11 protein-coding genes and 1 riboswitch are annotated in these 14,258 nt (G+C 52.7%); of the genes, 8 read left to right on the top strand and 3 right to left on the bottom strand.

Annotated features, from left to right (window positions below; all coding sequences use genetic code 11):
- The first annotated feature begins 155 nt into the window (after nt 1-155).
- The 3 genes from metB (at nt 156) to metF (ending at nt 5,005) form a co-directional block, all read left to right on the top strand.
- Nucleotides 156-1,316 (top strand): cystathionine gamma-synthase, encoded by a 1,161-nt coding sequence (metB, locus tag OB87_RS08620; RefSeq protein WP_033569031.1) that lies wholly within the window; start codon nt 156-158, stop codon nt 1,314-1,316.
- A gap of 2 nt (nt 1,317-1,318) precedes the next feature.
- Nucleotides 1,319-3,754, top strand: coding sequence for a bifunctional aspartate kinase/homoserine dehydrogenase II (locus tag OB87_RS08625; protein WP_033569032.1), 2,436 nt, complete (start codon nt 1,319-1,321; stop codon nt 3,752-3,754).
- 354 nt (nt 3,755-4,108) lie between these two features.
- Nucleotides 4,109-5,005, top strand: a complete 897-nt coding sequence (gene metF, locus OB87_RS08630; protein WP_033569033.1) for a methylenetetrahydrofolate reductase — start codon at nt 4,109-4,111, stop codon at nt 5,003-5,005.
- 173 nt (nt 5,006-5,178) lie between these two features.
- Here the strand turns inward: metF and OB87_RS08635 are convergent, their stop codons facing one another.
- The gene (locus tag OB87_RS08635; RefSeq protein ID WP_033569034.1) at nt 5,179-5,910 is read right to left on the bottom strand and encodes a glutathione peroxidase; all 732 of its coding nucleotides are present in this window, start codon (nt 5,908-5,910) and stop codon (nt 5,179-5,181) included.
- A 162-nt stretch (nt 5,911-6,072) separates the two neighbouring features.
- On the opposite strand from OB87_RS08635, the gene oxyR reads away from it, so the two are divergent.
- Nucleotides 6,073-6,990: a DNA-binding transcriptional regulator OxyR gene (gene oxyR, locus OB87_RS08640; RefSeq protein WP_033569035.1), complete on the top strand. Its 918-nt coding sequence runs from the start codon at nt 6,073-6,075 to the stop codon at nt 6,988-6,990.
- Between the two features lie 37 nt (nt 6,991-7,027).
- Here the strand turns inward: oxyR and sthA are convergent, their stop codons facing one another.
- Nucleotides 7,028-8,428, bottom strand: coding sequence for a Si-specific NAD(P)(+) transhydrogenase (gene sthA / locus OB87_RS08645; protein ID WP_087881307.1), 1,401 nt, complete (start codon nt 8,426-8,428; stop codon nt 7,028-7,030).
- 206 nt (nt 8,429-8,634) lie between these two features.
- Here sthA and fabR point away from each other — a divergent pair, with 206 nt between their 5' ends.
- Together fabR and OB87_RS08655 are read left to right on the top strand one after the other, a co-directional pair.
- Nucleotides 8,635-9,273 carry an HTH-type transcriptional repressor FabR gene (fabR, locus tag OB87_RS08650; RefSeq protein WP_033569037.1) on the top strand — a complete coding sequence of 213 codons (639 nt, stop codon included), beginning with the start codon at nt 8,635-8,637 and terminating at the stop codon, nt 9,271-9,273.
- 14 nt (nt 9,274-9,287) lie between these two features.
- Nucleotides 9,288-9,659: a YijD family membrane protein gene (locus OB87_RS08655; protein ID WP_033569038.1), complete on the top strand. Its 372-nt coding sequence runs from the start codon at nt 9,288-9,290 to the stop codon at nt 9,657-9,659.
- A gap of 8 nt (nt 9,660-9,667) precedes the next feature.
- Here the strand turns inward: OB87_RS08655 and trmA are convergent, their stop codons facing one another.
- Nucleotides 9,668-10,771, bottom strand: a complete 1,104-nt coding sequence (gene trmA, locus OB87_RS08660; RefSeq protein WP_033569039.1) for a tRNA (uridine(54)-C5)-methyltransferase TrmA — start codon at nt 10,769-10,771, stop codon at nt 9,668-9,670.
- 150 nt (nt 10,772-10,921) lie between these two features.
- Nucleotides 10,922-11,120: riboswitch (cobalamin riboswitch) on the top strand.
- Between the two features lie 68 nt (nt 11,121-11,188).
- Between trmA and btuB the strand changes: the two genes are divergently transcribed.
- Entirely contained in the window at nt 11,189-13,084 is a 1,896-nt protein-coding gene (btuB, locus tag OB87_RS08665; protein WP_033569050.1) for a TonB-dependent vitamin B12 receptor BtuB, read from the top strand.
- On the top strand, nt 13,029-13,901 hold the full coding sequence (gene murI, locus OB87_RS08670; protein WP_033569040.1) for a glutamate racemase: 873 nt from the start codon (nt 13,029-13,031) through the stop codon (nt 13,899-13,901). Before btuB ends, murI begins: the two co-directional genes overlap by 56 nt.
- The last annotated feature ends 357 nt before the right edge of the window (nt 13,902-14,258 follow it).

A 14,258-nucleotide genomic window follows, 5' to 3' on the forward strand; every position in this document is an offset into this window, starting at 1 on the left:
GTCACTGGCACAAAACACCATAATTCTAACGATTATTATAGGGATGCTCAATCTATACGCAAAGAAGTTTAGAAGTCCAGATGTATTGACGTCTATATCGTCCGGGTTTACTCTCTAATCTCTCTACCTCAGTCCTCCAGTCAGGAAAAGCACCGATGACGCGTAAACAGGCTACTATCGCAGTCCGCAGTGGGTTAAACAATGACGAGCAGTTCGGTTGCGTTGTTCCCCCGATTAATCTCTCCAGTACCTACAATTTCACCGGCTTTAATGAACCCAGAGCACATGACTATTCCCGGCGCGGCAATCCGACCCGTGATGTGGTTCAGCGTGCGCTGGCGGAACTGGAAGGTGGCGCGGGTGCGGTCATGACCAGTAGCGGCATGTCGGCGATTCTGCTGGTTTGTACGGTGTTTTTGCGTCCCGGTGACCTGCTGGTGGCTCCACACGATTGCTACGGCGGCAGCTACCGTTTGTTCGACAGCATGAGTAAGCGCGGTGCCTATCGGGTGAAATTTGTCGATCAGGGCAATGCGGCTGAGTTACAGGCAGCGCTGGCGGAAAAACCGAAGCTGGTGCTGGTGGAAAGCCCTAGCAATCCGCTGCTGCGTGTGGTGGATATTGCTGCCATCTGTCAGGCGGCGCGCGAAGCGGGCGCGGTGAGCGTGGTGGATAACACCTTCCTGAGTCCGGCGTTGCAAAATCCGCTACAGTTGGGGGCGGATCTGGTGGTGCACTCTTGCACTAAATACCTCAATGGTCATTCTGATGTGGTAGCCGGTGCGGTTATCGCCCGTGACCCAGCGGTAGTAACCGATTTGGCCTGGTGGGCCAATAATATTGGTGTGACCGGCGCGGCCTTTGATAGTTACTTGTTGCTGCGCGGTTTGCGTACACTGTCGCCGCGTATAACGCTTGCGCAGAAGAATGCGCTGCAAATTGTGGAGTATTTGCAGCATCAGCCGCTGGTGAAAGCGTTGTATCATCCATCTTTACCTGGGAACGCCGGTCATGATATTGCCCGTCGGCAGCAGTCCGGTTTTGGTGCGATGCTGAGTTTTGAGCTGGATGGTGATGAAGGAACGCTGCGTCGTTTTCTGTCTGCACTGGAACTGTTCACGCTGGCGGAATCGCTGGGTGGCGTAGAGAGTCTGATTTCTCACGCCGCTACCATGACCCATGCAGGTATGGCACCAGAAGCGCGTGCCGCCGCCGGTATCTCGGAGACGTTATTGCGTATTTCTGTCGGTATTGAAGACGGTGACGATCTGGTTGCCGATCTGGACAGAGCATTTCAGGCAGCAGCCAAGAGGTAACAATGAGTGCGTTAGGGATAGCAGCGGCCGTGAAAGGGCGGCAACTGCACAAATTCGGCGGCAGCAGCCTGGCTGATGTGAAATGTTATCAGCGTGTCGCTGGCATCATGGCGGATTACAGCCAGGCGGGCGACTTAATGGTGGTATCGGCGGCGGGCAGCACCACTAACCAGTTGATCAGCTGGTTGAACCTCAGCCAGTCGGACCGGATTTCCGCCCATCAGGTACAACAGTCGTTGCGCCGTTATCAAAGCGAACTGATTTCCGGTTTGCTGCCGACTGAAACGGCAGCACCACTTATCAATGAATTCATTCGTGATCTGGAACGCCTGGCCGCGTTACTGGATGGCAAGCTTACCGATGCGGCTTACGCTGAGGTCGTCGGGCATGGCGAAATCTGGTCCGCCCGTCTGATGGCGGCGGTACTGAATCAGAGAAACCTGTCTGCCGCCTGGCTGGATGCACGTACTTTCCTGCGCGCCGAGCGTGCGGCACAGCCGCAAGTCGATGAAGGGCGTTCCTGGCCACTACTGCAACAACTGTTGACCCAACATGCCGGGCAGCGTCTGGTGATTACCGGTTTTATCAGTAGTAATGACGCGGGTGAAACCGTCCTGCTGGGCCGTAATGGTAGTGACTATTCTGCCACACAGATTGGCGCGCTGGCCGGTGTCGAGCGCGTTACCATCTGGAGCGACGTAGCCGGTGTTTATAGCGCCGACCCGCGCAAGGTGAAAGACGCCTGCCTGTTGCCACTGCTACGGTTGGATGAAGCCAGCGAATTGGCCCGTCTGGCCGCACCGGTACTTCATGCTCGTACCTTACAGCCGGTTTCCGGCAGTGACATTGACCTGCAATTACGGTGCAGCTATCAACCTGAGCAAGGGTCGACGCGCATTGAGCGTGTGCTGGCTTCCGGCACCGGTGCCAAGATTGTCACCAGTCATGATGACGTTTGTCTGATTGAGATTGGTGTACCGGCGGAGCACGATTTTGCTCGCACCCATAAAGATGTCGAACAGCTGCTGCAAAAATCTCAGATTCGGCCGCTGGCGTTGGGCGTGCATCAGGATCGCAACCTGCTGCAACTGTGCTACACCTCGGAAGTGGTGCATAGCGCCTGGCAGGTACTGGAACAGGCGGCGCTGCCGGTATCGCTGCATCTGCGCGAAGGGCTGGCGCTGGTGGCGTTGGTGGGGGCGGGCGTTTGCCGTAATCCGTTGCACAGCCACCGTTTCTACCAACAATTGCGTGACCAGCCTATCGAGTTCGTCTGGCAAGCGGAAGACGACATCAGCCTGGTCGCCGTGTTGCGTGTCGGGCCGACCGAGCATCTGGTGCGTGGTCTGCATCATTCGCTGTTCCGGGCGGAAAAGCGCATTGGGCTGGTGTTGTTCGGCAAAGGTAACATCGGTTCGCGCTGGCTGGAGCTGTTCGCCCGCGAGCAGAGCCTGATTTCGGCGCGTACCGGCTTTGAGTTCACGCTGGCGGGTGTGGTGGACAGTTCCCGCAGCTTGTTGAGTTACGACGGGCTGGACGCCAGCCGTGTGTTGGCTTTCTTTGGTGACGAAGCGCAGGAACGTGACGACGATGAGCTGTTCTTGTGGATGCGCGCCCATCCGTATGATGATTTGGTGGTGCTGGATGTCACCGCCAGTCAGTCGGTTGCCGATCTCTATCTGGATTTCGCCAGCTACGGTTTCCATGTGATCAGCGCCAACAAACTGGCGGGGGCATCCGGCGGCGATAATTACCGCCAGATCCGCGACGCGTTCGCCAAAACCGGGCGTCACTGGTTGTACAACGCCACCGTTGGTGCTGGGTTGCCGGTGAACTATGCGGTACGGGACCTGCGTGACAGTGGCGATAGCATTCTGGCTATCAGCGGTATCTTCTCCGGTACGCTGTCATGGCTGTTCCTGCAGTTTGACGGCACGGTGCCTTTTACCGAACTGGTGGATCAAGCCTGGCAGCAGGGACTGACCGAGCCCGATCCGCGTGTCGATCTTTCCGGTCAGGATGTGATGCGCAAGTTGGTTATTCTGGCGCGTGAAGCGGGTTATGAAATCGAACCCAATCAGGTGCGGGTGGAGTCACTGGTGCCTGCCGGGTGTGAGAGCGTGTCAGTGGATCAATTCTTTGAAGACGGCGAGCCGCTGAATCAGCAAATGTTGCAGCGGCTGGAAGCCGCTAACGAGATGGGGCTGGTACTGCGTTATGTCGCTCGCTTCGATGTCAACGGCAAGGCGCGTGTCGGCGTGGAAGCTGTGCGGGCGGATCATCCGCTGGCGGCACTGCTGCCATGTGATAACGTGTTTGCTATCGAAAGCCGCTGGTATCGCGATAATCCGCTGGTGATTCGTGGTCCGGGAGCTGGTCGTGACGTGACCGCGGGGGCAATTCAGTCGGATCTCAATCGGTTGGCGCAACTGTTGTAATCATGTCAGTCGAAATCGCGTCAGTTGAAATCAGACAGCGTTAGCCATCATGTCTTAAAGCCCGCAGCCGCGGGCTTTTTTACGTCTTAGGTTCATCCAGTGGCAAGGGCCACGTTTTTTGCCAATACTGAGGGTACATCCCTTACACTTCATGTGTGTTTTTTCTGCGATGAAGCATGACGGCCTGCTGTACGCCACCATGAATTTTCTTCATATTGCATGAACAAACATCAGCATTTCTCAGGCTGAAAAGCGTTGACTCTTTAAGCGGATTCGGTCATTTTCTATATAGACGTCTAAACGTATAGACGGTTATCTAAAATGACGATGATAATGGCGAATTGAGGTAAGGATATGAGCTTTTTCCACGCGAACCATCAGGAAGCGCTGAACCAGAACCTGGCTGAATTACAGGGCCAGATTAACGTTTCCTTTGAGTTTTTCCCACCGCGGACCAGCGAGATGGAAGAAACGCTGTGGAACTCTATTGACCGCCTCAGCAGCCTGAAACCCAAATTCGTGTCGGTGACCTACGGAGCCAATTCCGGCGAGCGTGACCGCACGCACAGCATCATCAAAGGCATCAAGGAACGTACCGGCCTGGAAGCCGCGCCGCACCTGACCTGCATCGATGCTTCCCGCGATGAACTGAAAGCCATTGCTCAGGACTACTGGCAGAGCGGCATCCGTCATATCGTTGCTCTGCGTGGTGACTTGCCGCCGGACGGCGGTAAACCGGAGATGTACGCCTCTGATCTGGTCACCTTACTGAAAGAAGTCGGCGATTTTGATATTTCGGTCGCGGCCTATCCTGAAGTGCATCCAGAAGCGAAAAGCGCACAGGCGGACTTGATCAACCTGAAACGGAAAATCGATGCCGGTGCCAGCCGCGCCATCACACAGTTCTTTTTTGACGTGGAAAGCTATCTGCGCTTTCGTGACCGCTGTGTCACGACCGGTATCGATGTAGAAATCGTACCTGGTATTCTGCCGGTGTCGAACTTCAAACAGTTGCAGCGTTTCGCCACCATGACCAATGTGCGCGTGCCAAACTGGATGACCGCCATGTTCGAGGGGCTGGATAATGACCCGGAAACCCGCAAGATGGTCGGCGCGTCTATCGCCATGGATATGGTGAAGATCCTCAGCCGTGAAGGCGTGAAGGACTTCCATTTCTACACCCTGAACCGCTCGGAACTGAGCTATGCCATTTGCCATACGCTGGGCGTGCGCCCGGTGACGGCCGCCTGATTTCCTCGCTGATTATTGCGCTGAATGCCCGCCCGGAGATATCCGGGCGGGCATTTGTGCTTAAGGCATGGGGTATTTGGCGCGAATAACGATATTCGAAGATAAAAGCGCTATTTGGAGATAAAAAAAGGGCGGGCCTAAGCCCGCCAAAGTTTCGTTGGCTTTATAAAAATTTATGCGGTCAGGAATGTTTCGAGTTCTTCGCTGCCGCCGATATGGCGGCCGCCCATGAATACCTGGGGAACGGTGCTACGTCCGGTCACAGCCCGCAGGCTCACCGTGGTGGCATCCTTACCCAGCATGATTTCTTCATATTGAATACCGCGATCCTGCAGCAACTGTTTGGCTTTGGCGCAAAACGGGCAGCCGGGTTTGGTAAACAGTGAAACAGATTCCTGAACCTTATAGTGAGGAGCAAGGTACTTCAGCATGGTGTCGGCGTCGGAAACTTCAAACGGGTCGCCCGGCTTGTTGGGTTCAACAAACATTTTCTCCACCACGCCGTGACGGACCAGCATGGCGTAGCGCCAGGAGCGGGGGCCGAAGCCCAATTCTGCTTTTTCGACCAGCATGTTCATGGCGCGGGTAAATTCACCGTTGCCATCGGGAATAAACGTAATATTTTCTGCGTTCTGGTCGGCTTTCCAGGCATTCATCACAAAAGTATCGTTCACAGATACGCATAAAATTGCATCCACGCCAAATTGCTTGAATACCGCAGCCAACTCGTTATAGCGTGGCAAATGGCTGGAAGAGCAGGTGGGTGTAAAGGCTCCAGGCAAGGAAAAGACAACCACGGTCTTGTTGTTGAAGAGTTCCCCGGTTGTCACGTCAACCCATTGATCCCCCTGACGGGTATGGAAAGTTACTGACGGAATTTTTTTGCCTTCTTGGCTTACAAACATTTTTCAGTCCCTGCTAGTCGAAGCGTTCTGTTTGGCTGAATCCGTCAGTGATCAGGACTCGATTCGTTAGGGACATTATTCATTATCAAATGTTGATAGGACTAATCGTTCGTTGCTATCCTATCTATCGCTAGGGACTATCATGTTTAGGGGAATCAGGGCATGAACATTCGGGATTTAGAGTATCTGGTGGCATTGGCGGAGCATCGTCACTTCCGACGCGCCGCGGACTCCTGCCACGTCAGCCAGCCCACGCTGAGCGGCCAGATCCGCAAACTGGAAGACGAACTGGGGGTGATGCTGCTGGAGCGAACCAGCCGCAAAGTCCTGTTCACCCAGGCAGGGTTGTTGCTGGTCGAACAGGCCAGAACCGTATTGCGTGAAGTGAAAGTACTGAAGGAGATGGCCAGCCAGCAGGGCGAAACCATGTCCGGCCCGCTACATATCGGCCTGATCCCGACCGTCGGCCCTTATCTGTTGCCCCAGATTATCCCGATGTTGCACCGCACGTTCCCAAAGCTGGAGATGTACCTGCATGAAGCCCAGACTCACCAACTGCTGGCCCAGCTTGATAGCGGCAAGCTGGATTGCGCCATTCTGGCGATGGTGAAAGAGTCTGAAGCGTTTATCGAAGTGCCATTGTTTGACGAGCCGATGAAGCTGGCAATTTATCAGGATCACCCTTGGGCGAACCGCGAGCGAGTGGCGATGTCTGATTTGTCGGGCGAAAAACTGCTGATGCTGGAAGACGGGCACTGCCTGCGGGATCAGGCGATGGGATTTTGTTTCCAGGCGGGCGCGGATGAGGATACCCATTTCCGCGCCACCAGTCTGGAAACGCTGCGCAACATGGTCGCGGCGGGCAGTGGTATTACTCTGCTGCCGTCGCTGGCGGTGCCGCGGGAGCGAGTGCGTGATGGCGTGTGCTATCTGCCTTGTTATAAACCGGAGCCCAAACGCACCATCGCGCTGGTGTATCGTCCGGGCTCGCCGTTGCGCGGCCGTTATGAACAACTGGCCGACTCAGTGCGCGAGCACATGCAACTCCACATGGAACAGCTGTCAAAACAGTCTGATTAATCAAAGCCAAAACGACTCGTTATCAAAAAACCGGTTGTTAAAACAACCGGTTTAAACCGTTCAGCGCCGCTACCCGATAGGCTTCGGCCATGGTTGGGTAGTTGAATGTGGTATTCACGAAATACTCAATGGTATTGCCTTCGCCTTTCTGTTCCATGATGGCCTGACCGATGTGAATGATTTCGGCCGCGCGTTCGCCAAAGCAGTGAATACCCAGAATCTGCTTGGTTTCGCGGTGGAACAGAATTTTCAGGCTACCGACGTTCATCCCGACAATTTGCGCTCGTGCCAGGTGCTTGAACTGGGCGCGCCCCACTTCATACGGCACTTTCATGGCGGTGAGTTCCTGCTCGGTTTTACCAACAGAACTGATCTCCGGGATGGTGTAAATACCGGTGGGAATATCCTCGATCAGATGCGCGGTGGCGTCGCCTTTGGTGATGGCCTGCGCCGCGATACGGCCCTGGTCATAGGCGGCTGACGCCAGGCTGGGATAACCGATCACATCGCCCACGGCGTAAATGTGCGCCTGAGCGGTCTGGTACATGCTGTTAACCTTCAGCTGGCCGCGGCTGTCTGTTTCCAGCCCAATATTTTCCAGTCCCAGCGTTTCGGTGTTGCCGGTACGTCCGTTGGCGTAGAGCAGGCAATCCGCCTTCATCTTTTTGCCTGATTTCAGATGGATGATGACGCCGTCATCCAGGCCTTCGATGCGTTCGAATTCCTCGTTGTGACGAATTACCACGCCGCTGTTCCAGAAGTGATAGGACAACGCGTCGGACATCTCCTGATCGAGAAACGCCAGCAGACGATCGCGGGTATTGATCAGATCGACCTTCACGTTCAACCCTCGGAATATCGACGCATATTCGCAGCCGATCACCCCAGCGCCGTAGATGATCACGTGTTTGGGTTCATAGTCCAGATCGAGAATGGAGTCGCTGTCGTAGATGCGGGGATGATGAAAATCCACCCCGGCCGGATGATAAGGCCGCGAACCGGTGGCGATAATGATATTTGCAGCAGTCAGCGTATCGTGGGTGTCATCCGGGTAGAAGACCGCGACGGTATGCGCATCAATAAAACGTGCCTCGCCGGAAAACAGCTCGCAGTGGTTACGTTCGTAGAAACCCTGACGCATACGGGTTTGCTGGCCGATTACACTGTCAGCATGGCGCAGGATATCGGAAAATGAGGAACTGATGACGCGGGCGTTGTCGCTGTAGAGTGGGTTTTGATTGAATTCGATGATGCGGCTAACGGCGTGTCGGAGGGCTTTGGATGGGATGGTTCCCCAGTGGGTACAGCCACCGCCAACATTGTAATGCCGTTCTATCACGGCAATTTTCGCCCCTTGTTTGGCAAGCCCCATGGCCGCCCCTTCACCGCCCGGACCCGAACCAATCACAATGGCATCGTAATCGTATTGCTGTTGTATGGACATGGTAGAAACCACCTGTTTTTATACAAATTACTAACTCGATTGTAACATCGTCCTGTAGATAACCCAATCATCCCTGACATCTGTATGGGAACCGATGATCACATTTTTACTATGGCAAACTTTGGCACAGTATGTAGTAAGTAAAGTTTGTTATAGTGCTCCCCTTGATTTAAGGAGAGCCGATGACTTTGGGCAGGATAATGGGTGTCAGAGCACAACAAAAAGAACGAACTCGTCGTTCCCTGGTTGAGGCCGCTTTCAGCCAGTTAAGTGCTGAACGCAGTTTTGCCAGCCTGAGTTTACGTGAGGTGGCTCGTGAAGCCGGTATTGCCCCGACCTCGTTTTATCGTCATTTCCGCGATGTGGACGAACTGGGATTGACGATGGTGGATGAAAGCGGGTTGATGCTACGTCAGCTGATGCGGCAAGCACGCCAGCGTATCGTTAAAAGCGGCGGCAGCGTGATCAGAACATCGGTATCGACGTTCATGGAGTTCATCGGCAATAACCCTAACGCCTTTCGGCTACTGTTACGCGAACGTTCCGGCACTTCAGCCGCATTTCGTGCCGCGGTGGCGCGTGAAATTCAGCATTTCATCGCTGAACTGGCGGATTATCTTGAAGTCGAAAATCATATCCCGCGTAGTTTCGCAGAAGCGCAGGCGGAAGCGATGGTGATCATCGTCTTCAGTGCTGGTGCTGAAGCGCTGGATGTGGACATAGAACAACGACGCCAGTTGGAAGAGCGGCTGGTGTTGCAGTTACGCATGATTGCTAAAGGTGCTTATTACTGGTATCGCAAAGAGCAGGGTAAGGGGTTTGCCTACCCTGAGGGATAATCAGAGGAAAAGTCATGACAGAGCAGATAAATTCAGAGAAAAGCACGCTGGTGCTGGCGTTGGTAGCCGGTTTGTCCGCGAATGGTTCCTTTGTTGCCGTGTTCAGTTCTATCGTGCCGTTTTCCATCTTTCCGCTGATCGCGCTGGTTTTGTCGGTTTACTGCCTGCATCAGCGTTACATGCATCATGCTATGCCAAAAGGTACGCCATTACTGGCTGCTGGTTGTTTCCTGTTCGGTTTGCTGCTTTACAGCGCTATTGTGCGCGCCGAGTACCCGCAAATCGGCTCCAATTTTGTGCCGTCAATCCTGTGTGTGGTGCTGGCGTTGTGGCTGGTCGTCAAATTGCGGGCCCGCAAGCCCGACAATGAAAACCACACGCCTTAATCTATGGGTTACTGGCGCTTTTCCAGTAATACGCCGCATTCCATGTGATGGGTATAAGGGAATTGGTCAAACAGCGCTAACTGGCTGACTCGGTGCGTCTGGCTGAGGGTTTCCAGGTTGGCGCACAGTGTTTCCGGGTTGCAGGAAATATAGAGAATGCGCGGATACGCCTGTACCAGTTTAACTGTCTCGCTATCCAGACCACTGCGTGGCGGGTCGACAAAAATCGTTTCACAGCGATAGCCGCTCAGATCGATGCCTTGCAGGCGGTTGAACTGACGCACACCGTTCATGGCCTGGGTGAATTCCTCTGCTGCCATACGAATAATCTGCACGTTATCAATCTGATTAGCGGCAATATTATACTGCGCCGCCGCGACCGATGGCTTAGCAATTTCGGTTGCCAGCACCCGCTCGAAATTGCGCGCCAGCGCCAGCGAAAAGTTACCGTTGCCGCAGTACAGTTCCAGCAAATCACCTTTCGATCCCTGTGTTACTGAGAGTGCCCACTCCAGCATCTGGATATTCATCATCGCATTGGGCTGGGTGAAGCTGTTTTCCACCTGACGGTAAATCATCTGACGGCCCGCGACTGGCAGGCATTCGTCCACGTAATCCCGATCCAGACAGATTTTAGTTTTGGTGGCGCGGCCAATCAGCTGCAAGGCAAAACCCTGTGCGCGCAGCCCATCACACAAAAGACGGGCTTGTTGTTGCCACTCGGCATCCAGCGTTTTGTGGTAGAGCAATGAAACGATGATCTCACCGCTCAACGTGGAGAGATAATCAATCTGGAATAGCTTGCGCCGTAGCACGGGTTCGGCACGTAGTGCGTTAAGCAGCACCGGCATCAGGCGGTTGATCAACTCACTGGCGGCCGGAAACTGATCGACCCGGATTCGCTGTTTGGTCTGCTGATCAAACATAATGTGGTACAAATCATCGCCATCATGCCAGATCCGAAATTCTGCCCGCATCCGGTAGTGATTCACTGGCGATCGGAATACGGTCGGTGCTGGTGCATCGAAGGGAGCCATCATGGCTCCGAGGCGCCCGGTCTTTTCTTCTAGCTGGGCGTCATACTGATCGATGGGCAGAATCTCTGGTGTCATGGTGCTCTCATCTGAAAAAGCGGCTGGAATATTGCTACGTGACAGATAGCGGTCAGGGCGCGATTGTAGGGCATCCTAAAGGGATGTCCAGCCTTGTTGCACCGATTCCCTTATCCAAAATGGAAGTCTAGACATCCACCTGTCTCGATCGTAGCATGGGCGTCCGGTCTTGCCTTGCAAGTGAAAAGGGAATCCAGTGCGAATCTGGAACTGACGCGCAGCGGTAAGGGGGATGGGCGACGATAGCGTAATGCAGACACTGTCCTGACGGATGGGAAGTCATCGCCGCCGAGCCAGTCATTATGGCATAACCTCAAGTCCGAAGACCTGCCGGAGTACGTCGCAATGTTTCATGGTCATCGCGTGCTATCGATCATGGGGGTGCGGCATCCTGCCAATTCAGTTTGGATGCTTATAATGTTTACTAAAAAAACTACAATGCTGGCGGCGATGGTAGCCACCGCTTTTTCGGGATGGGCGCAGGGTAGCGATAACACACAGCAAAACAGTAATGATGCAATGGTGGTAACCGCCAACCGTTTCCCTCAGCCGATTTCTTCCGTACTGGCACCCACTACTGTGGTGACGCGTGATGATATTGATCGCTGGCAGTCGAAGAATGTTTTGGAAGTGATAAAACGTTTGCCTGGCGTCGATATCGCGCAGAATGGTGGTCTGGGGCAGAGTGCCTCCATTTATATCCGTGGCTCAGAAGCTCGCCATACGTTGGTTCTAATCGATGGTGTTCCATTAGCTAAACCAGGTATCACTGGTGTTGCCGATTTTAATCAGATACCGATGTCACTGGTACAACGTATTGAGTTTATTCGAGGACCGCGTTCTGCTGTTTATGGCGCTGATGCGATTGGTGGGGTGATTAATATCATTACGCAATCAGACAAAAATGGGGGAACATTAGAAACAGGGATAGGCAGTAACCATTACCAGCAATATAACGGCGGTTGGCGTCAGGCTCTCACAGATAAGACGACATTAACGTTGGCTGGGGCTTATCAAGATACTAAAGGATTCAATATTCGTCCGGCGTCGGTCTATAGTCCGGATAGCGATCGCGATGGTTGGCGTAATAAATCTTTCTGGGGCGGTGTAGACCATCATTTTAATGAGCAATGGTCTGCTTTTATCCGTGGGTATGGTTACGGTTCGAACAGTGATTATGATGTTGGAGGCCCCAATAGCGCTGATGAGCAGCAAATCTACAATCATACCTATGATACTGGTGTGCGTTTTATGCGGGGAGACTTTGCTTCGCAACTAATAGCCAGTTATCAGAAATACAATTTTCTAAACTATCTGGGTACAGAAGGGCGATATGGGGATGCCAGCTCTTTAGATAAGATGGAACAGCGTAATTTGCAATGGGGAAATACCTACTGTATTGGTCAGGGAATGCTCAGTGCTGGGTTAGATTGGCAGCAACAGAAATTATTTTCTGAAGGTGTTAACTTTAATACCGCGGTCAGAGAATCCAACGATTACAAGAGAGATAATACAGGCATCTATCTGACTGCTCAGCAGCAAATAAGCTCTGTCACTATTGAAGGATCCTTACGCAGTGACGACAACGAGCAATTTGGTCGTCATGGTACTTGGCAAACTGCTGCGGGTTGGGAGTTTTTGCCAGATTACAAATTGACGCTTTCTTATGGTACTGGATTCCAGGCTCCAACATTGGGGCAGATGTTTGGACAAAAATACAACGATATCCTTCCTAACAAAAACCTGAAACCTGAAGAATCCAAACAGTGGGAAACTGGACTTGAAGGGATCACAGGGCCTTTGAACTGGCGCTTGTCTGCATATCGCAACGAAATTACTAATCTGATCACCTACTCGTCTGATCCGGTTACATTTCAGGGAACTTACAGCAATATCAAGGCTGCGACGTTAAAAGGCGTTGAATGGACCGGGCAATTTGATACTGGCATTTTCAATCATCAGATTACGCTTGGTTATCTTGATGCGCGACGGGATGAAGATAATGAAGTCCTCGCACGCCGAGCTAAGCAGCAAGCCAAGTATCAACTTGGCTGGAAGGTTTATGATCTGGATGTTGATTTAAGTTACCAATATTTCAGCAAACGCTATGACAACAATACCAATGAGTTTGCATCTACACAGCGTCAGTTACCAAGCTATAGTACAGTCGATATTGCTGCATCATATCCTGTCACCTCACATCTGACAGTTCGTGCTAGAATAGCCAACCTGTTCGATAAGAATTACGAGACGGCATATGGCTACCGAACTGCAGGGCGAGAATACTATCTCACCGGAAGCTATAGTTTCTGATTTACCCGCCCGCCCCACGGTCCTTGTATTTGATTCCGGGGTGGGCGGTTTGTCCGTTTATGATGAAGTTCGCAAACTATTGCCGGACTTACATTATATTTACGCCTTTGATAACGAGGCTTTTCCCTACGGAGAAAAGCCTGAACAATTCATCATTGAACGCGTGGTGTCTATCGTTGATGCGGTGGAAAAACAACACCCGCTGTCATTGGTCATTATTGCCTGTAATACAGCCAGTACGATTTCACTCCCGGCACTGCGTGCACGCTTTAATTTCCCCGTCGTTGGTGTGGTGCCTGCGGTAAAACCGGCGGCCAAATTGACCCGGAACGGCGTCGTTGGGTTGCTGGCGACGCGTGCTACGGTCCAGCGCCCTTATACGCACGAACTGATTTCCCGCTTTGCCAATGATTGCCAGATTTTGCTGCTGGGGTCTGCAGAGCTGGTGGAATGGGGGGAAGCCAAGCTTCAGGGGGAGGTTGTACCTGAAGACGTGTTGCGGAAAATCCTCAAGCCCTGGCTGAAACTACCCGAGCCGCCGGACACGGTCGTTCTGGGATGTACACATTTCCCTTTGTTATCGGAAGAGCTACAGCGAGTATTGCCTGACGGCACACGGCTTGTTGATTCGGGGGCTGCTATTGCACGCAGAACAGCGTGGCTGATTGAGCATCTGGATAACCCGAAATTATCGACAGAGCGTAATCTAGCTTATTGTTTATCGATCACACCTAAGGTCGCGACATTATTGCCCGTTCTACGTCGTTATGGTTTCAATTCGCTTGAGCGATTAACACTTTTACCAGCCAATGAGTAAATATTGAGCGGTCGAAATTATTTTTGAAATTAGTACTTGTCAGCGACGAAGAAGTCCCTATAATGCGCCTCCACTGACACGGCAACGACAGCAAATCGAAGCGGTTTCAGTAAGAAATCAGGCGCATATCGCTTGACTTCTTTTCGGGAAAGCATAATATATGCGACCCGCGACCACGCTAAGTGGTCCTGCTCTTTAACAATCAATCAGACAATCTGTGTGGGCACTCGCAGGACGCTTCACTAAAAAATTAGTGAAAAGTCTTGAAGGGTGACAACAGTTAATTCATTACGAACTAACAGTAAATTCTTTGAGCATCGCTGACGAGTTCAGCAAGTCAAACAAATCTTAAATTGA

Origin of the sequence: Dickeya undicola (assembly GCF_000784735.1) — a bacterium.
GTDB classification, from domain to species: domain Bacteria; phylum Pseudomonadota; class Gammaproteobacteria; order Enterobacterales; family Enterobacteriaceae; genus Dickeya; species Dickeya undicola.